At 67.2% G+C, this 18,639-nt stretch carries 12 protein-coding genes; 3 read left to right on the top strand and 9 right to left on the bottom strand.

The annotated features are described in order from the left end of the window. The 3 genes from brxD to pglY are packed head-to-tail and all read right to left on the bottom strand — an operon-like array spanning position 1 to position 7,783. Positions 1-1,314 (bottom strand): BREX system ATP-binding protein BrxD, encoded by a 1,314-nt coding sequence (gene brxD, locus ACQPZK_RS16370; protein ID WP_433533778.1) that lies wholly within the window; start codon positions 1,312-1,314, stop codon positions 1-3. Continuing rightward, entirely contained in the window at positions 1,311-4,040 is a 2,730-nt protein-coding gene (gene pglZ, locus ACQPZK_RS16375) for a BREX-2 system phosphatase PglZ (RefSeq protein ID WP_433533779.1), read from the bottom strand. Before pglZ ends, brxD begins: the two co-directional genes overlap by 4 nt. Next, the gene (pglY, locus tag ACQPZK_RS16380; protein WP_433533780.1) at positions 4,037-7,783 is read right to left on the bottom strand and encodes a BREX-2 system ATPase PglY; all 3,747 of its coding nucleotides are present in this window, start codon (positions 7,781-7,783) and stop codon (positions 4,037-4,039) included. Before pglY ends, pglZ begins: the two co-directional genes overlap by 4 nt. Positions 7,784-8,089: 306 nt before the next feature. Here pglY and ACQPZK_RS16385 point away from each other — a divergent pair, with 306 nt between their 5' ends. From ACQPZK_RS16385 to ACQPZK_RS16395, 3 genes are read left to right on the top strand one after another with little or no spacing between them, the layout of a single operon-like run. Next, positions 8,090-10,078 (top strand): GmrSD restriction endonuclease domain-containing protein, encoded by a 1,989-nt coding sequence (locus tag ACQPZK_RS16385; protein WP_433533781.1) that lies wholly within the window; start codon positions 8,090-8,092, stop codon positions 10,076-10,078. Positions 10,079-10,111: 33 nt separating this feature from the next. Next, entirely contained in the window at positions 10,112-11,299 is a 1,188-nt protein-coding gene (locus ACQPZK_RS16390) for a restriction endonuclease (protein WP_433533782.1), read from the top strand. A 2-nt stretch (positions 11,300-11,301) separates the two neighbouring features. Further along, positions 11,302-11,541 (top strand): DUF7662 domain-containing protein, encoded by a 240-nt coding sequence (locus ACQPZK_RS16395; RefSeq protein ID WP_433533783.1) that lies wholly within the window; start codon positions 11,302-11,304, stop codon positions 11,539-11,541. A 62-nt stretch (positions 11,542-11,603) separates the two neighbouring features. Here the strand turns inward: ACQPZK_RS16395 and ACQPZK_RS16400 are convergent, their stop codons facing one another. The 6 genes from ACQPZK_RS16400 to ACQPZK_RS16425 form a co-directional block, all read right to left on the bottom strand. Further along, positions 11,604-11,981, bottom strand: a complete 378-nt coding sequence (locus tag ACQPZK_RS16400; RefSeq protein WP_433533784.1) for a hypothetical protein — start codon at positions 11,979-11,981, stop codon at positions 11,604-11,606. Further along, positions 11,978-13,213, bottom strand: a complete 1,236-nt coding sequence (locus ACQPZK_RS16405; RefSeq protein ID WP_433533785.1) for a WXG100 family type VII secretion target — start codon at positions 13,211-13,213, stop codon at positions 11,978-11,980. The genes ACQPZK_RS16400 and ACQPZK_RS16405 overlap by 4 nt, the downstream gene beginning before the upstream one ends. Continuing rightward, complete coding sequence (locus ACQPZK_RS16410; RefSeq protein WP_433533786.1) at positions 13,213-13,518, bottom strand: type VII secretion target; 306 nt, start codon at positions 13,516-13,518, stop codon at positions 13,213-13,215. Before ACQPZK_RS16410 ends, ACQPZK_RS16405 begins: the two co-directional genes overlap by 1 nt. Before the next feature lie 97 nt (positions 13,519-13,615). Continuing rightward, entirely contained in the window at positions 13,616-14,167 is a 552-nt protein-coding gene (locus ACQPZK_RS16415; protein ID WP_433533787.1) for a DUF6642 family protein, read from the bottom strand. A gap of 154 nt (positions 14,168-14,321) precedes the next feature. Next, the gene (locus ACQPZK_RS16420; RefSeq protein ID WP_433533788.1) at positions 14,322-17,210 is read right to left on the bottom strand and encodes a hypothetical protein; all 2,889 of its coding nucleotides are present in this window, start codon (positions 17,208-17,210) and stop codon (positions 14,322-14,324) included. 106 nt (positions 17,211-17,316) lie between these two features. Beyond that, entirely contained in the window at positions 17,317-18,621 is a 1,305-nt protein-coding gene (locus ACQPZK_RS16425; protein WP_433533789.1) for a hypothetical protein, read from the bottom strand. Positions 18,622-18,639 lie beyond the last annotated feature (18 nt).

Consider the following 18,639-nt stretch of genomic DNA (forward strand, 5'->3'; position numbering starts at 1 on the left):
CTAGAAGTCGAGCGAGATCTCGTCGGCGCTCGTGGCGTTTCGCTCGACGTCCGTCAGCTCTGCCTCGGCCAGCGTGAGCGCGTAGTGTCGCCGAGGATCGAAGTCGGCGAACTGGTCCACCCGGTCGAGCACCTCTCCGACGAGCTTCTTCAGGAACAGGCGTGGCGCCACCCCCACCCTGCCGCCCAGGCCACCGGCAACAGCTCGTGCCAGCTCGGCGAGGTACTTGTCGTCGACCAGGGCGGACACCCGCTCCGGCGCGGCAGAGCCGTCGGCGTAGAGGTGCCGTACCCGGCCCCCGAGTTCGACGAGAGATTCGACGGTGAAGCCCGACAGTCGGATCTGCACGGCGCGTGGATTGTCGAACCGCGGGTCCGTCGTGAAGTCCACTGCCAGTCGCTGCGCCAGTGGGGCCAGTCGCTGGACGCCCTGCGGGCCGTCGTAGAACGCCGGCGTACCGGTTATCACCAGGTAGAGGCCGGGAAACCGCCCGGAGTGCACCTCGTCGATGAGCTGCCGGAGAGCGTTGAGCGCCTTGTCCCGTGCGTCGGACCGGACGCGTTGCAGCGTCTCCACCTCGTCGAGCACCAGCAGAAGGCCCGGGTGCCCGCTGTCGCGTAGGACAGCCAGGAGGCCCTGCAAAAAGCTGAGCGCCGCGAAGTGGTCGAGATCGCCGCGTACTCCGGCTGCCCGCCGGGCAGCGGCCGCCACATGTGGTTGCCCACCCAGCCAGGCGAGCACGGCGTCGGCGGTCGCCGCGTCTCCCCGGGCGGCAGCGGCTCGGTAACCGCGCAGCGCGGCGGCGAAGGCGGGTGCGCTGCGGCTGACCATGGCCAGTCGGTGGTCGAGCAGCTTGTCCACCGCGCGGTCGAGCCCGTCGGCATCATCTCCAGCGACCTGGCCGGCCGCCAGCACATCCTCCTCCAACGCGTAGAACCAGCCATCCACGATGGGACGGAGCGCGCTGGGCGGGAATGTCGACGTGGTGAGTCGCTCGGTGAGCCGGCGATAGACGGTCTCCAGCTTGTGCAGCGGCGTTTCGCTCTCCGAAATCTGCACTTCGGCGACAGCGAGATTCGCCTGCTTCGCCCTCTCGCCGATCCACCGCGTGAAGAACGTCTTGCCGGAACCGTACTCGCCTCGAACCGCCTTGAAGACCGATCCGCCGGCAGCGACATTGTCAAGGTCGTAGCCGACCGCGGCGTCGAAGCGGTCCAGGCCCACCGCGAGCAGGTCCAACCCGGCGGATGGCACCGCGCCTCGGCGTAGTGCGTCGATCACCTCGCGCCGGCGAGCCGGACTCACCGTCGTCACGCGCGTTCCCTCGGCAGTCGGAACTGCTCCCGAAGGAGCCGGACATCCAACCGGACGGTCCGCGCGTTGTCGGTGAGCGACAGAACCGGGTAGTTGTCGACGTTGAAGATGCGCTGGAGGGTGGTGGCGAAGCCGACGGCCCGTACCGGTGCCTCGCCCGCCTTCTGGGCCAGCACCGCCACGGGTAGCACGCCTTTGCCGTCGACAAGCGCTCGCAGCGCCGCCTCTACCTTCTTCAACTCCACGCGCCGCGGCGTGAGGCTGTGCTGTGCCTCGAACAGTTCGGTGTCCAGTAGCGCCGCCACGAGATCAGAGGCGGCGGGTGGCGCGGTCGCCGCCACGGGTACGTCGAAGAGGGCGTCGGCGGAGACGGCAGCGGACGTCTTACGGCGCGACTTCGGCGTCGACGCCGCTAGTGCCGCGGCACGCGGCTCCGCCATCGCAGGATTCTCCTGCCACCACTCCGGGATGCGCTCCTCAATGGGCGCCCAGCCCTTCGGCGGATCAGTAACGTTCGGAAGCAGATAGGCCAACAGTGGGATGGTCACCTCGGCCAGGGACGCGCCACCGTGATAGCCCGCCCGGCTGGGACGGTGGCGCAGCAGCGGATCCCACAGCGCGATGATGCGATTGCCGTCCGCGACGACTCGCGGACCCATCAACTCCACCTCGCCGGGCCCTATCGGCCCGGAACCCGTTCGGTGCCGGGCGGACGCCGCATCCGGGGTCTTGAGGTGCTGACCGCCGCGCTCGAGCACATGTCCGTGATCGCTGGTGATGATGACGGCCCGGCCGGTCGAGCGAGCCTGGTCGAGCAGGCTCCTCAGGAAGCCGAGGTCGTTGAGCTGCCAACCGGCCTCGTCGCCCTCGCGACCACGGTCCAACGAGTCGTCCACCGTGTTGATCACGGCCGCCACCACGGGCGCAGCACTGGCCAACGCGTCGCTCAGCTCGACGGCGACGACTTCGCCCGCGCCGCCACGCGCCGGCCCCTTGTGGAAGATCCGTGAGTCCCGGCCCCACCGTCCTTCGCGGAAGAGTCTCCGCTCCAGATCCTGGTTACCGCTTCGCAGTGCCCCCGCGAAGAGCGAGGTGCGGGATACCGCAGTGAGGGTGGGCAGCGCGGCGACAATTCCCCGCCGCCGAGCCGCTCCCGATCCCGCCAACGGGTCGTACTCGACCCAGTGCGGCGCCAGTTGGTCGGCAAGCTGCACAGCGACCGCGGCGCTCATGCCATCGAGCACGACGAGCAGCAACGGTCGTCCCGCTCGGATCAGTGGATCGACCACTCGCGGCAGGAAATTCTCGATGGTGAGCAGGTCGCCATCGCTGCCGGGGCCGGCGGTGGCCCACGCCGCCAGCCTGCTCGCGAACGCACGGTCGAGGTCACGCCGCCGCTGCTGCGCCAGCTGATGAATCTCCCGGTACGCCCGCTGCAATCCCGCGTGGGTTTCCTCACCGGCCCACACGTGGTTGAGCGCCTGGTCCACCCAACCCCACTCGGCGATGTGCCGGTCCACCCCATCCGCGACGCTCTGTGGGGGTTGCACCGTCGTCCCGAGCCAACGCACCAGCCGTTGGGCCATCCGGGCTCGGCGTACCCGCTCGGCCTCGGCCTCGGCCAACCAGTGCTCGGCAAGGTGCGCGACCGCCGCGTCAAGGCCCTGCGTCGCGGCGTCCCGCAATCCGGCGAGAAGTGCGTCTGCCGCGGCACCGAGGCGGTGCGTGAAACCGGTCCGCAGGAGCGGACTGTGCCCGGCGCTGCTGACGGCGGAGAACTGGGTGAGCAGATCCTCCGCACGATCGAGGATGGCGTGCCCCTCGCGACGAACCGCAGCGCTCGGCGCGGTGAGCAACGCGGTGACCACCTGCACGGCCGCGTCCGCGAAAGCCCGCAGGGTGGCATCATCATTCAGGTTGCCGAAGTACTGGTCGATGCGCCCCTGCGCACGCACCGCCTCCGCACCCTCGGTGGTCCACAGGGCGTCGCAGACGAGGCCCAACGGCAGCGCCTCGGTGCCGTTCCCGGCGTCGACCAGCGCGAAGAGCGCCTTCGCCGGTCGACCGAACTGTTCCAGCAGCCACTGGGAGAGTCCAATGCGCTCGCTCTCCCGCAGAAGGCCGTAGGCATCGACGGCACCGGGCTCGGCACTCCACCGCAGCAGGGCCGTCACGTCCAGGTCGTCGGGGCCGATGCCCTGGTGATAGACATGGAGCCGCGCCGCCGCGAGGTGCCGGAGAGCCACGTCCCTGGTCAACACCGAGGTGGCCAGCCTCGGCCAGCCGCCGGGGGGCATGGCGTCGAGCAGCGCCTCACCCGCCCATACCTCGCGTTCCAACGCGGCGTCCGGCAGGTGCGCACCGAACGCGTCGACCACGAGGTCCCACGATTGCACGGTGATGACGTGTTGACGGAAGATCCGGCTGCGTACCCCGTGGTGCAACACCGACTCCGGAACGTCGGTGAGTAGCACCAGCACCTCTTCGCCGCGGTCGGCGGCGAGGTGCTCCCACACGGCCAGCGGTGAGACACATGGCACCACCCGGACCGGGCGTCCGTCCGGCAACAGCACCGTCGGATCGTGCGGCCATGCCGGTTCGGCTCGGATCACCATCACCGGGTACGCGTCGCCGTTGCGGTGTCGCTCGAGCTGCTGCGCCACCTTCTGACGCAGCGCCACCGGACTGATCCGCAGTGCCTGAGCCGGAGCGGGTGCCTGAGTCACGTGACGATTCTCCAGGTCACCTCGATCGTGGCCTCCGGGTGGGCGGCGGCGAAGGCCTCCAGGTCGCCCAGGGCACGGCGAAGGTCGGTCGCCGGGACCGTAACGGCTTCTGGCGGGACGACCCTGCTCTGCTCGCCACCAGTCCGCTCGACCTTGCCTAACGGCGTCAACTCTGGGCCGGGGGTCCGGTTCGGAGCGGGAGTCGGTCGGGTAGCGCGGCGGATGAGAGCAACCGCGTCAGTCTGCGCCGTCCGGAGTGCGGGGCTGAGTGCCGCGGTCAACTCGTCGGCCTGGCCGACGCGGCGCAGCTCGGCGAGGATCCGCGTCGCGTCACCGACGTAGGGCTCGCCGAGGCCGGCGATGATCTCGAAGTTGGTCCAGGCGGTAGCGGCGAGGCTCGCAGCCACCTGCTGGGCGCTCTTGAGGCTCTTGCCGATCCTCTCGGCCGGCCCAGCCAGATCCGACTGGGCGAGCCGCTCGATGGTCTCCACCGCCGTACGCCCGGTCGCCAGCCGCTCCAGGAGATCGGCCGCCGCGCGGGCGGTGGCGAGTCGGCCAGTCGGCGATGCCGGGTCGACACCCAGCCACTTCTCGTGCTGCTCGAGCAGGGCGGTCAGGTTGTGGGCAGCATCGCGGTACCGGCCGGCCTCGTTGCTGATGTCGCGGCCGAACATCGCCACCAGGCGACCCCGCCGCAGGTTCAGGCTGTGCACCCCGAAGATCACGCCGGCCCGGGTTCTAGCTTCGATCCACTCCTTCTCGCTGGGCAGCGGGGCCTCCCGCAGGGTGTGATCCAAGGTGATCCGGCCCGGCTCGGGAGCCGGTGTGACCGCGCTTCCGTGCAGATGAAAGGCCCTGTCGGTCTGCTCCGCGAAGGCGGCTACGACGAGTTGGGCCACGATCGGGTCGAGGCCGCGTGGACTGGGATCGTCGATCCAGCGCAGGAGGTCCGCGACGCGTAGTTCGCCGGTGACGGCCTCGGCGGCAGCCCTGTGGTGGAACTGCTGGGCCCACAGGCCTTCGACCACGAACGCCGCCTCGTGCATCGTGCCGAGCCCGAGCGGGTTGGCGATGCGGCGCATGGTCTGCCGGTGCGTGCGCTCGACCTCGACGCGGCCCTCCGGCGACTCGACCGCCCGTCGCACGTGGTCGAGCACGATCTTCACGTCGGCAGGGCGTACCGGCTCGCCCTTGCGGTCGGGGTCGAAGTCGGGATGGGCGGGGAACTGTTGAGCGAGCATCTGATCGCCGAGGCTGCGCAGGGCGTCGGCGAACGTGGCACCCATCGGCAGCTTCGGCTCAAGGGCGCGGGTGAGCGACTGCAGATGGTCGTCGAAGCCGAGCTGCACATCCGAGGGTTGCTTCGCAGCCAGCCCGTATGCCTGGCGCAGCACCGACTGCATCTTGTTGAGCAGAGCGGTGCGCAGGTTGGTCAGCGTGGCGTGCGCCCGCCGTCGGTCGTCCGGGTTGAGGTGGCCGGCATGGCTGTCGAAGCGCTGGCCCTCCAGCAGCTTGTCGATGATGGCGAGCTTGCCCAGTTCGGTACGGCGCTCGATGGTCAGCGCGGCCGGGATCCAGCAGACCGTACGGGGATTCATCCGGCCGCTCAGCTCCTGGACCCGCTGCCGGTCGTCGGCCGGCCCGTGAGTGCCGTCGTCGAACGGGTAGTCGACGATCAGACGCCACCCGCTCGGGTCACTGGGGTGGAATGTCTCGTCCCTGATGTCGTGCGGGTCGCGGACATTGCCGTACACCAGCTCGATCGTCCGTCGACTCCCCCGCCAGGTCAGCGCGGCCTCGGCGAAGAACGAGTCACTCCACGGCACTCCGAGCTGCTTCCAGAGCAGCCGTTGGACGAGGTGCTTGCGGGCGCCGTCGTTGTCGTACTGCTTGGCGGTGGCGAGCACACTATCGACGTCGACGCCCACCAGCTCCAGCGACACGATCGGATCGTCGTCCTCGCCGATGCGAATCTCGCCAAAGCGACCGGCCCAGTCGGTCAGCTTCCGGTTGACCTGAGCGACCTCGCCGCCGGGAATCGGGCTGGTGATGCTGCCGTGGTTCAGCGCCGAGAGCCGTCGGGCGGTGAGGTTCCGCAGCGCCGGGACGCTCGGCGCCAGCGCGGCCAGCAGCAACGTCTTGATCAGCCGGTCGTCACCGGTGAAGGCACGGATACGTCCCGCCGCGTCAGCGGACTGGGCGTCTCCACGACGGGCTGCTTCCAGCTCGTCATCGGTGAGGTCGTACTGGCTCAGCAGGTAGGGGCGCAACTTGAGGTCGTACAGCTTCTGGGCCATCTCGAACTCGGCCTTGAGCTTCTCGGTGAAGGGTTGGTCACCCCCGGTGCTGATGACGTCGTAAAGGTCGCCCAGCGGTACCAACTGGCCGAGGCGCAACGAGTCGCGGCGGTCGACCAACAGCTGGCGCATCAGCTTCAGCGCCGTCCGGGACCGCTGCAACGCGCTGGAGACGTGCACCAGCGTCGAGAGAAACGCCGGGCTGAACGGGTACGTCGACCGGAAGGCGTCGATGTCGGCACCGCTGCCGGAGTCGGTGCCGAGCAGGGTGTCGAAGACCTCCCGACGTACCTTCGTGGTGGCGTCGAAGGCCCGGGAGATGGCCTCGCCGGCCGTGGTGTCGCGGGGTTTGAGCAGCCGGCGGCGGGCGATCTCCGGAAGGTTGCGGTCCTCCAATTTGATCACGTCGAACCGGCCACTGGCCAGGTTGAGGGTGTCCTGGTAGCTCAGCTCGTTGGCGCCGGTGACCTCCTCACCCACCAGCTCACGCAGGTCGCGTTGCCGGGCGATGAAGCTGACCACAGGGATGGGGCGACGCGTGTCGCCACCCTCGACGAAGTTGGTGATCTTCTGGATCTCGCGGGAGACGAACTGCTGGTCGCCGATCGAGTTGGCCAGCCAGAGGATCAGCTCGTCAAGAAAGAGGATCAGGCCGTGATAACCGAGTTCCTTGGCGTGCCGGCTGATCTCGGTTAGGCCCCGGTCGAGCGAGACGAACGCCTCCGCGTCCTCCCGGGCGTTGCTGAAGAAGCCCTTGTTCCAGCTGGTCAGCAGGTCGTTGACGAGCTTGCGGCGCAGCTCATCGGAATACGCGCCGGCGAACGCCTCATCCAGACGCTCGGGCGTCCAGAAGGTCTCGCTCTCGCCCCACTCGTCCTCGACGTCCCCTCCGGGCAGGCCGTCAATGAACTGCTTGTCACCGATCTTCTCCCGCAGCGAGGCGGCCTGCTCCAGCAGCGCGTCGGTGCGGTGCACCGCCGGAATCGGCGCTTCGGGGTGCAGCGCCCGGACCCGGTCGACATAGCCACCGAGCACCCGCTGCTCCAGCGAGCGGGCGTCGAGCAGGTGGTACGGCACCAGCAGGAATTTGCGGCCGTCCAGCCACACGCTGTGCTTGGCGACCAGCGGCGCCAGCTCGTCCCGACCACGAGCGGCAGCCTCGCCTCGCAGGAGCGCGTGCAGCACGGCCATGAAGTGCGACTTACCGGAACCGAACGAGCCGTGCAGGTAGGCGGCCTTCGACGCGTGCCCCTCGACGGCGGAGCGGATCAACCCGAGCGCCTCGTCGAAGTTGCCGAGCAGCCGGTCCGTGACGACGTAGTCGCGGAGGGTGGCGTCGACGTCAGCGACGCTGTCGGCGAGCTTGAGCACGAAGTCGCTCGTGCTCGTGCGCTCCGGGATGTCGATGAACTCCCGGAGTAGCGGCGCGGGGCTGGGCGAAGACATCTGCATACCGTACCGATCAACGTCGGCAGAGTTGAGTACAGGCGCGTGCGCGACGACAGGATTGGCCTTATGGCCGACGCGGTTCGGCCGTATCCCCCACCTGAACATCACCATCCACGAATCGGACGGCCGATCATGGGGTGGACAGGCGTACCTACGCACGGTAGGACTTCAGTCGGGCAAACCGCTCAGCGCGCCACGCCGCATACCGGCGTGCGGCGAGCCGAGTACGGGTTGAGACCGCTGCTCAGGTGCGTGCCCGCCCGTCTCGGGTTCCAAATCCTCGTGGGATGAAGAGGTTGACTGATGCACGTCGACAGGATCGAGCGGTCCATCGGGAAACTGATCGACGAGATCTCGGGAGGCGAGATCCTGCTTCCTGAGATCCAGCGCGAATATGTCTGGAAGCCGACACAGGTCGCCAAACTGATGGACTCCATCTACCGGGGCTACCCCTTCGGTTCGCTCCTCTTCTGGGAGACCGATGATGTCCCTGAGACACGCGAAATGTTCGTTAGTGGCCCTGAACGAGCACCATCGAAGCCGCCACTCTTCCTGCTCGACGGCCAGCAACGCCTCACCTCCCTGCACCGGGTGTTCAGTGACCACCCCGAGGCCCAGGTCGTGTTCCACGTCGAGAACCAGAAATTCCAGAACCAGAGCGCGGCCACGCAGCGCGACCCGAAGTGGGTGAAGGTGGCCGACGTGCTCGACCCCAAGGCGAGCATGTTGCGCCTGACCCAGCGGCTACTCGACGCGGGTTCCACTCTCGAGGACCACGAGATCGAGGATCGACTCGGCAAGATCAAGGAACTGCGCAACCGCCGGTTCTTTATGGAGGTCCTCAAGGGCTTCCCGTACGACGAGGTCGCCGAGATCTTCGTACGAGTCAACAGCGGTGGCCGCCGTCTCGGCACCCTCGACCTGGCCATGGCGACCCTTTCGACCAGGTGGACGGGGGTACTGACCAAGCTGCAGCGGGAGTCGGAGCACTGGCTCCAGAACGGCTACGGACATATCGACGTCAACTTCCTGTCCCGGGCGCTGGCGGGTGTCGTCCTGGGACGTGGCCTGTCCGTGTGGTCGCACAGCAAGCTGCGACAGACCGGCGACACGGAGCTCGAGCAGGGTTGGGCGGTGGTCCAGCGCGGCCTCCAGCGGCTGGTTCCGCTGTTGCAGACCCATCTCAAGCTGACGCGATCGGACCCGTTGCCCTCGATGATCGTCCTGATCCCTCTGGTCGTGCTTCTCGGTGAACGCACCGACGACACCGTCGACGAGGAGACCTCGAACGGACTCATCTACTGGCTGCTGCTCGCCACCATCCGGACCCGCTACAGCGGCTCCACCGATACCCGACTGAGTCAGGACATCAGGGCTGCTCGGCAGCCAGATCCGGTCCGGGCGCTCCTCGAGGGTCTCAATGTCGAGAACTCCCGAGCTGAAGTCACCGAGCGGGCGCTGCGGGGCCGGACGAAGGAGAGCCCGTACTTCTTCCTCAGTCTGCTCGTGTCCATGGCCCGAGGTGCCCGTGACTGGTGGTACGGCTCCGACATCCTCCCCGACAGGGAAATGGCACCCCGGCTCGAGCACCATCATGTCCATCCGCCGTCAACTCTCGATGATCGCCGCTTCGACAAGGGGATGGTCAACGATCTCGCCAACCTGGTGTTCATCTCGACCCAGGCCAACAAGAAGATCAATGGTCGGAGCCCGGCCGAGTACTTCCCGACGTTGGGCGAGGACGAGCTGCGGGCACATCTGGTGCCGCTGGACGAGGCGCTGAGGGATCCGAATGGCTACCAGCGGTTCCTCAATGCCCGCCGCGCCCTCCTCGCGGAGGCCATGAACGGGCTTCTGGACCGCTTCAGGCCAGCGTTCCTCGACGAGGTACCGGTGGAGAACGCCGACCCGAGCGCAGGGTTGTCGCTCGACCTGGCGCTCTACGGCAGCGTCCGCGAAGGTGGCCGGATTGTCTTCACGGCTTCGGGCGACGGCATTTCCTGGTTGGGTTCGGCCAGCATGGCCGAACTGGACAGCGCCATCGAGTCGGCGCGGATCGCCGGCATCGACAGCGACGTGACGATCGGCGGCGAGTCCACCCCCGTCGAGATGATCGAGGATTCGTTGCAGGTGAACATCGGCCCCTTCATGGTCACGGGCACTCCGGAGGAGTGGCGCGGCGTCTTCGACCGGGAACTCGACACCGCTCAGCCGCTCTCCGCGCTCCCCCAGGTGGAGGCCAAGCGGTGGGACGGTGAACCCATCAAGTTCCCGATCACCAGTACCGACTGACCGGCACACTGACACCCCTGTGAAGGAGATCCGATGACGAAGGCATGGATCGTTCGGGCTGGTCGTGACGACAGCTACGACGCCCTCGCCCTCGACAAGAATCTGATCGCGGTCGGCTGGTCCGGTGCGGGAGATCTGACGGAGGCCACGACCCACAGCGAGATCTACAAGCGGGTCCAGGCCGCCTACCCCGAGGTCGAGCGTCGTTCGGTAGAGAATTACGCCATCCAGCTGCTCGCGTTCCGGTCACGGATGTCCGAGGGCGACATCGTGTTGTTCCTCCAGCGAACCAGCCCCGATGTTGCTGTTGGCAGGGTCGTCGGCCCCTACGACTACCGGTCGGACCTCCCCTCAGGGATCCGCCATGTGCGGCCGGTGCACTGGTCCCGCACCGACATCCCGCGGGCCCTGGTGGAGCAGGAGGTGCTGACCCTCCCCTCCCTGACCACCGTCTACCGGATCAACCAGGCGGACAGCGTCGATCGGCTCGAGCGGCTTCTCGGTCACCACATGCCGACGACGACGCCCGAGGAAACCGTCACCTCCGGCCCAACCGGCCAGGATGACGGCTCCAGTCCGTTCACGAACCTGCGGCGCAACCTCAACTACGCACGGAGTCTCGCCACCGCGGGCCAGCACCTGGATCAGCTCAAGGTGGGTTCTTTCGAGGTCTCCGACGTCTTCCGGGCAGCCTGGGTGCAGAGCGTCGCCGCACTCGACCACTGGGTCCGGCAGGAGATCCGCAGTCGAATGCTCAAGTTGGTCGCGCAGCCAACAGCCCAGAGGCCCAGAGGTTTCACCACCTTCCAGATCTCGCTCGGCCTGGTCGAGGAGGTCCAGCTCGGCACGAAGACGCTCATCGAGGCTCTCGATCAACAGCTCCGCGATCAGGGCCACCTCACTTACCAGAATCCGGACAAGATCCGTGAGGGTTTCGGTCTTGTCCATGACGTCAAGGGCTTCTGGGACCGGGTGGCGCGGGTCCTCACGGAGCAGAGCGGCGACGGAGTCGTCTTCACCGGCAAGGACATCCAGGAACAACTCCGGCAGGTCGTGCAGCGTCGCCACAAGATCGCCCACGAGTACGACGAGGATCCTGACGACACCAGCCGGAAGCGGCCCATCGACGGGCCCAGCACCACACGGACGATCGACTACATCGAGCAGGTCGCCGCCGCGATGCTGGACGTCCTCAACGCCGCCGAGTCCACCGTGCAGTGACGATGGCCAAGTACGACGGTCTGCGCGACTACCTTCGGCACCGTTCGGGAGATGTCGAGATGAGCTTCGAGGAGGTTTCGGCCCTGGTTCCTGGGGGCCTGCCCAGCTCGGCTCACCGCTACTCGGCCTGGTGGACGAACGAGGACAGGACCCATCCCCAGTCCAGGTCATGGGGCGACGCCGGCTTCTCCGCTCACCCGGACATCGCTCGTCGCCGTGTCCGCTTCGAGCGGCGGAGCTGATCAGATCGCGGGTGACGCAAGTAGGCCGCCCACCAGCGCACAACCCAGCCTGTGCAGTTGCGTCAAATGCGCGGGTGCGCGTCCTCGACCCGTTCCGCTCGTACGTACTTGAGGAAGTCGACCTGCTCGCTGCTGTCGAGCGCCTCGAACGCGGCGTAGGCGCTCGCACGGGCGTGGGCAGTTTCCGCGGCCAGCAGGCCGATGATCGCCGCCCAGGCGAGGGAGACCAGGTGAAACGCGCGGTCTTCGCGCAGGGCCGGTAGCCGGCTCAACTGGCCGAGTCTCGTGGCGGCGTCGTCATCGGAGCGTGCTCTGTCGATGAGCTCGAACACCGCCCTGCCTCGGTACGGGTCGCGGCTCGCGGCCAGATCCGCCAGTTCCCCGTTGCCCATCTGACGCACCGGCGGCACCGGGAGGTTGGGTGGGGGCGGCGCGGTCATGGTTCAACTCCAAAAATCTTCACATACTCTTCGCGTATCGCCTGGTTCAGTCGCTCCACAGACTCGTGATCACCGATTGACCTGGCGTAGTCGATCTCCCTCTGATACGCCCGTACCTCGTTCTCATACCGTACGACCGGATCTTCGAACCAGCCTCTCATGCCCGCCCAGCCGGCAGCCTGGTCGTCGCGCAGGTGCTGCATCTCGTGCAGCAACGCGCCATACGACGCGTCCGGGTCGAGGACGAGTTGGCCCGGGCGACCGGGCCCGGGGGCAGGGCCGTATGCGAGCGCGTCCGAGCGGAAGGTGACCTCGACATCCAGGTCCCGCGCCTCCTTGATCGCCGCCTCCCACTCCTCGGGGTGCGTCTGTCGCGCTGGGCCCCACTTTCGAAGCGGGTCAGCGTCGGTGTGGAGAAGATGGGTACTGCGATCGGGCGCTCCGGACCCCGGATGTCCCCCCGGCGCCCTGCCGCGGACGAGCGTCTTCAGGTCAGCGACAAGCTGTTCCAGACGTCGCAGGATGGGTGCCAGCCGGCGCAGGCTTTCGACCAATCCGTGTAGTAGACGGGTGATTCGGGCCGCCCACTTCCCGGCGAGAGTCGTCACCTGCGTGACCACCCACGGGGATGCCAGTCCCAGGGTGAGCCCTGCCTCGGCGAGCCATTCCCAGAGGCGGACCGCCAGCACCGACACGAACTCCGCAATGAGGTCACGGACCAGCCCTCGGACCATGGCGACGAGCATGCCGGCGCCACTGGTGATCTCCGCCATGGCGTCTGCGGCCCTGGTGAGAGCGTTCATTGCGGCAACGTGCTGCTCGCTGTTGCGACGGTACGCGTCGGCGGCGGCACCGCTCCAGCCCACTAGCTGGCTGCTGACCATCGCCCTGAAGTTGGTACCGGTCTCTGCTACCGCTTTGGCGACGTTGCGCCAGGTCTGCGCGTACGCGGTGATCTGATCGGGGTCGCCCGCCAACTCGTCAAGCGCGTCGGACAGAGGCTTGACGTGCTCGATCAGCCAGCCCACACCCCACGCGGCCAGTTGCCCGAGCGGATCCGTGACGAACGCGAGGGCATCCATGGAGGTCGCGATGCCGCCGATTGCACCATCGATCCAGCTACCGGATTTGTAGCCCGCCACCAGGGCGTCGATGTCCTCGGCGATGAAGACGCCACTGAACGCGGTCGTGCTGTCCCGGCGGGCAGCGATCAGCGGAGCTGGCTGGTCCACTACAGGGCTCCACCGAACCGACCGGCTGCCCGTTCGTCATCCCGCTCGTACCGCTCGGAGACCGCACGCAGCCCGTCCGCCGCCTCCTGCAGCGCCCGCACCGTGTCGGCGATGCTGTCGATGATGGCGTCCTGCGTCGGGTGCAGCAGGCTGGGTATCAGCTGACACATCCGGCCGTACGCATCACGGCCCAGCGAAATCGAGGACGCCGCACGACGGCATTCGTCGATCGCATCGGAGGTGTCGTCGACGGCCGACGCATGGACTCGCAGCGACTGGGGGTCGACTTCGAAGCCGCCGGTCACCAGCCGTCCTGTCGTCGCTGGGCGCGATCAGCAGACTGCTCGGGCTTATCCCCAACCATCATCCGCTCGTCCTCCGAAGTCTCGACCGTTCCCTGCTTCACGCGGGAGTCGCCGACTCCGGCCTCCGCATCGCGGGGATGCGGGCAGGTCCTCCGCTCTGTGGGAACATGCGGAAGCCGAGGTGCTGGGCCAACGGCGCCCAGCGGGCGGAGTCGACCAGCTGCCCCACACTGTTGGCTTTCTGGCCGTTGGCGAGCCGCTCGATGAGCACTGTGTCGAACGCCGAGGACTCGATCCAGTCGATAGTCCTGGTAAAGCCGCATACCATCGCCGCCCCGGTCTGCTCCACGATGTCGTCGAGGGTGCTCTCGGGGACGCGGAGGATGGTGCCGCAGTCGAAGTAGAGCCTTTTCCCGGAGCATCGGCCCTGCAACCAGCTCATCAGCTCAGCGAGGTCCAACTCGTGCCGCTTGGAGAGTCGCAAACGGCCCGGTGAACCATCGATGGCGAAGATGCCGACTTCGTAGGCGGCGTACCTGCGGGACAGCCACTGATCCAGGTAGTACCGCAGCTCGTCGAGCGTGGCCACGTCTCGATGGATGTAGCGAATTTGTCGTAGCCGCTCGAGCAGTTCCAATGTCGGCAGCACGGACCCACGCTCAGCCATGTCGTCGCCCCACTGGCCCTCTAGACAGAAGACGCTGCCAGGTCTACCCACGTCGCATCCCCTCGTACGCTAAGGATGCGTCACCCTACCGAATGTGATCGGCACTCAGCTATCCCGCAAGCGGCGGGGGACCAAGTCAACGCGCCCGGTGGTGCGGCCTCACGTAGGTGAGTCCGTCTGGGAGTCCGCGATCCACGATCCGCGCTTCGCGGATCGCCTCGCGGTATGCGTCCTCCTGCTCGGGGGATGCCTTCGCACCTGGAGGCAGCCGCCGGAGAAACCCAGCCACGTCGTGCGAGCGTCGCCGCGGAGCCTCGCCCGCTGGCGCGTGTCCCGTGGCCACCGCCTCGACTCGGGGCCGATACCGTAGGAGCGGGACTCGCGGCTGCCTCGCCAGCGGTGGGTACCAGGGATAACCTGAGCTGTCCTGACTACCGATGACGCGATCGAGCGTACGAGCGCGCAGGAGTTGCCGGACAGCGTCCGGGATATCGACGGCGCGGTGAGCAGGCAGTCCAAGTCTCAGGCAGTTTTCTACCAGGGCATCCTCGGCAAGGATCGCCTCGCCGTCCTCAGTCAGGTAGCCCAGCTTCCGCAGTGTGTGCAATGCCCAGCCGGTATCGGTGAGGTCCGGAACACGGTCGTACTGGTCGGTGCCGGGCGCATTCTGTCTGGTCACCACGTGTGGGTCGTACTCGTGGGTGAAGTAAACACCGTCGATTCGCTCAGGTTCTGCCAACGGAGCGGTCTCACCGGTGACGAAGCCCTCCGCGAGGCGCCAGGTGAAGGTAATTAGCGTTCCTGGTACCAGGCCCGACGGCCAGGTCAGCCCGGCGAGCTCCCACTGGCTTCCGCGCTGGCGCAGCGCGACGCGTTGCACCGGCTCGTACGAGGTGTCCTCGGGCTCGTGGTTGAGGTAGAGGCTAAGGTGCCGTCCCTCCTCACGATCGGGCATCCGGCCCTCGGGCAGAGGGCACCAGTTGTTGTCGAGGTGGACACGATGCAGGGCGACTCGCCACGACATCTCGACGCCTTGGCCGCCGTTGACGGTCAGCCATCGGGCTGGGCCGGCCTCGTCGTCGGGTCCGACCAGTCGCTCCGTGGCCGCCGGTACGAGCGCGCGAGGCGCTACTTCGGCTGCGGGAAGCGCCTCATCCGGACGTTCGTCCGCTCCGCCATCAGCGCCCAGCGCCGCGAGTCGCGCCAATTCCTCTGCTCTCATCGATCCCTGGTGACGTTGCTCGCATGGGTCGATCGAAACGGCGATGCCATGCGGACGCTCGGCCACCTGCCGCAGCGACTCTCGTGTCCGTTCGGACATCTGGGCGTCCAAAGGGGTGTAGGCAGCGCCTGATCGCAGCGTCAGGTGCACGATGTTCACTGCCCTCAGATGGCGACTGACGAGGCGAACGCTCGACGCCGTCTCGCGTATCAGGAGGGCGGAGGTGCAGAGAGCCTGCACCGTCTGATCCAACTCGTTGAGCGCGGTACCTACACCCTGCCCGTGACTACCGTCCCTCGCCAGCCACGCGTAGCCGAAGGTGCCGTCGTCCGGGCCGGTCTGGCATTCCAAGACGACGAGACTCAGCTTCTTCTGGTCGGAGAAGCTTTTCAGCAGCTCTTTGCAAGTGAAGAGCCCATCGGAAGGCTGCTCGGCTATCTTCCGCTCCGATGGCTGCGGCAGGTCCCGCTGTGCCGGCTGTCGCGGCACGTCGATTGGAGGGGCCTCGCTCAGGCGCTCACGCACCACGTCTGCCACCTGAGGTGGGCAGTCTGCGCAGGGTCGGACACCGTCGGCGGCGGGGCATGCAACGCGATGCTCCCGGCACGCTTCCGTCACGATAGCGCTGAGTACGGTGTCCGCCTCGATCACCGTTCTCGTGGCTTCGGCCAGACAATCGGCACGCAGGTTCCGCATCCCTTGAGTTCGGTACTTCCGGACAGCGCGAAGCTGAAGGTGGCCAAGAATCAACCGAGCCTCAAGACACCTGGCACCGCCTCTGGCGTAGGCCTCCCCGCTCTGCTGCAGCCGGTCCTTCAACGCAGCCTTGGCGGCTGGAGGTGCGTTACGCAACTCCGACTCCAGCGATCCCCGTACTCGTATCAGGGCGGACACGATCTCGTTGGCGCAGCTCACCCACTGCTCCGCGACGGCCTCGTGTGCCAGATTCGGATCACGCTGCGCTCCGTAGACGTCGATGAACGCTTTGCGCGTGAATGCCGCGGAGTCCAGCCGGCACATCCGGCGTACTCCAGACGGCAGTGACCGCCACCGCGACCCTTCATGTTCATCGAGCCATCGCCAGACGTCGGTGGTAGGTCGCTCGAGGGCGTGCACTCGAAGCGAGCGCCGCTTGAGTGCCTGGGTCAATGCTGCGGTATAGCGGTCACCGGTCACGGCACGAACGACCGCCGCCTCCAACGGATCCGACATGACTGGCTCCGCATCCAGAGCGGTGCGCTCACGCTGATACTCGTTCTTAAAGGTCAGTGCTGCCGCCTGGCACGACTGAGCCAGGATGTCCCGAACAGCGGTAAGCCTCCTAGCCCCCTGCGCGTCGCCACACACGTCGGCGACCCGCGCCTCGCTGTCGACCAGAAGCTCCGCGTAACGTATCGCGGCGATTGAGTCTGGTTTGCCAGCCCCTGACTCGAGAAACTTCTGCTCCGCCGGTGCGAGCTTGCCGCCCTCTGCGACGGTGCGATGCAGCGACGCCAACCATGCCATGTCCCGAGGTATCGAACTGGCGACCGGCTGCGGGCGCAGTGGCACGGCGGTAGGCTCGGGCTTGGGTTTGGTCTCTCTCGTCACGGGTGCATCGGTCTTCGCATGGCTGTAGCACCGGATGCAGAGCAGTTTGCCCCAGTCTCCGGAAACGGTGACCACCGAGCTGGACATGCTGGTCTGCTGACACTTGGAGCAGCGCAGGGTGATCGGCTGGTCGAGGAGAAACCGCTGCAAGTGCCCCCGCGCCGGGTAGACCCGCGTGACGCGGTAGCCGGGAGATTTCTTCCTCGATGCCATCACGCCTCCCGCAGCCACCGGACTTCAATGTGAAGCTCTGCTCGACCCTGCAACTCGCGGGATGAGCGAATGCCAACCCAGCCGTCAGATCGCGCGATCCACACAGTCAGGCGGTGACTGCAGGGAACACCACGATCGACCCATCGCCGGTCCGCTCGATGTCGATTGCAACGTCAGCCTGGTGATTCCCAACGGTGAGCCCGTCACCCCACGACCGCAGGCGATACGCCGCCTTGAGCAGCTCGTCGACCTCGCCCTGCGTGAACATGATGTTTCGGAAACCGCCGTGACGCTTCAACTCCACCGACGACAACCGCAACAGCACCGAGTTGATGCCGGATTCCAGCTCGTCGACGCGACGCTCGTCCTCGTGCAGGCTCGCGACGAAGCTCTTGAACGGATTGTCCGCACCCACCAGTTGGGCATGCTCCACCGCTTGCAGCACGAGCACTCGCCGTTTGAGGGCGATGGCGAGTCGCGCCAGTTCGAGGTGCGCGCGGAAGGCGCCGCTCTCCTCGTTGATGCCAGGGAACAGCTTCGTCAGTACGCCGAGTTCCACCGGACCGTCGGGCAGCGTAGCGAGGGCCTGTTGCCACTTCACGAGCCGACGCTTGGTGCCTTCGATCGCCGTGTTGATCGCGTACGACGACGAATCCAGTCCTAACGACAGGCCGACGCGGCCCTGGTCGAGGAGGACCGACGTCGCCTTGTCGATCGCGTCTCGGCAACCGTCCAACGCGTTGCGTTCCCTGTCCAGGCCGTCCTGGTGCAACTGCTCCAGGAGGTCGGTGATCCGCTCGATCGCCTGCTGGCGTTGGTGGTCGGCGTAGGCGCTGACGCCGACCGCAACGGCCATCAACACCAGTGGCGCGGCCACCGTCAACGCTCCGGCACCGGCCACCGCCGCACCTGCCGTTGCGGCCGAGCCGGTTGCGGCACCCGCGGCAGCGGCCTTGCCGGCAACGGGCACGAACCTGGCCTGGGCGGCGATGCCGCTGGAGTTGACGAGCGCGCCGTGGATGCCGCCGGTAGCAGCTGTCGACGGCATGGACCGCACGAGTCCCTTGCCGACCTGCGCAGCGACCTTGGCTGGCACCACCATCCGGTAGAGCACCTCACCGGAAGCGGCAACGCCCTGCGTTGACTTCGCCGTCTGGCTCACGAGTTGCGAAAGCTGCTGGGCGAGCGGGCTCGTGGCGTGCAGCGGAAGCCCGCTGGAACGGTCGCGTCTGGTCGATATCGGGTGCGCCTCCAGCGTGGCGATGGGCGCACCTGCGAACGTCGCCAGAGCCGTTCTCAGCTCGGCGAGTCGGGCCGGCGTCATACCGTCCGTATCGAACACGTCGGGCACACTCACCGCCTCCGTGGCGAGCGTCCACACCGGCACGGGTGCCATGTCAACAGTGGTCACGTCCTGTCCCCTCCCCGA

Source organism: Micromonospora sp. CA-249363 (genome assembly GCF_050950185.1).
In the GTDB taxonomy this organism is placed as follows: domain Bacteria; phylum Actinomycetota; class Actinomycetes; order Mycobacteriales; family Micromonosporaceae; genus Micromonospora.

Bases quoted from the DNA above. Each gene is read 5' to 3' on its own strand.
- pglY (WP_433533780.1), bottom strand. From the start codon at position 7,783: ATGTCTTCGCCCAGCCCCGCGCCGCTACTCCGGGAGTTCATCGACATC.
- ACQPZK_RS16385 (WP_433533781.1), top strand. From the start codon at position 8,090: ATGCACGTCGACAGGATCGAGCGGTCCATCGGGAAACTGATCGACGAG.
- ACQPZK_RS16390 (WP_433533782.1), top strand. From the start codon at position 10,112: ATGACGAAGGCATGGATCGTTCGGGCTGGTCGTGACGACAGCTACGAC.
- ACQPZK_RS16395 (WP_433533783.1), top strand. From the start codon at position 11,302: ATGGCCAAGTACGACGGTCTGCGCGACTACCTTCGGCACCGTTCGGGA.
- ACQPZK_RS16400 (WP_433533784.1), bottom strand. From the start codon at position 11,981: ATGACCGCGCCGCCCCCACCCAACCTCCCGGTGCCGCCGGTGCGTCAG.
- ACQPZK_RS16420 (WP_433533788.1), bottom strand. From the start codon at position 17,210: ATGGCATCGAGGAAGAAATCTCCCGGCTACCGCGTCACGCGGGTCTAC.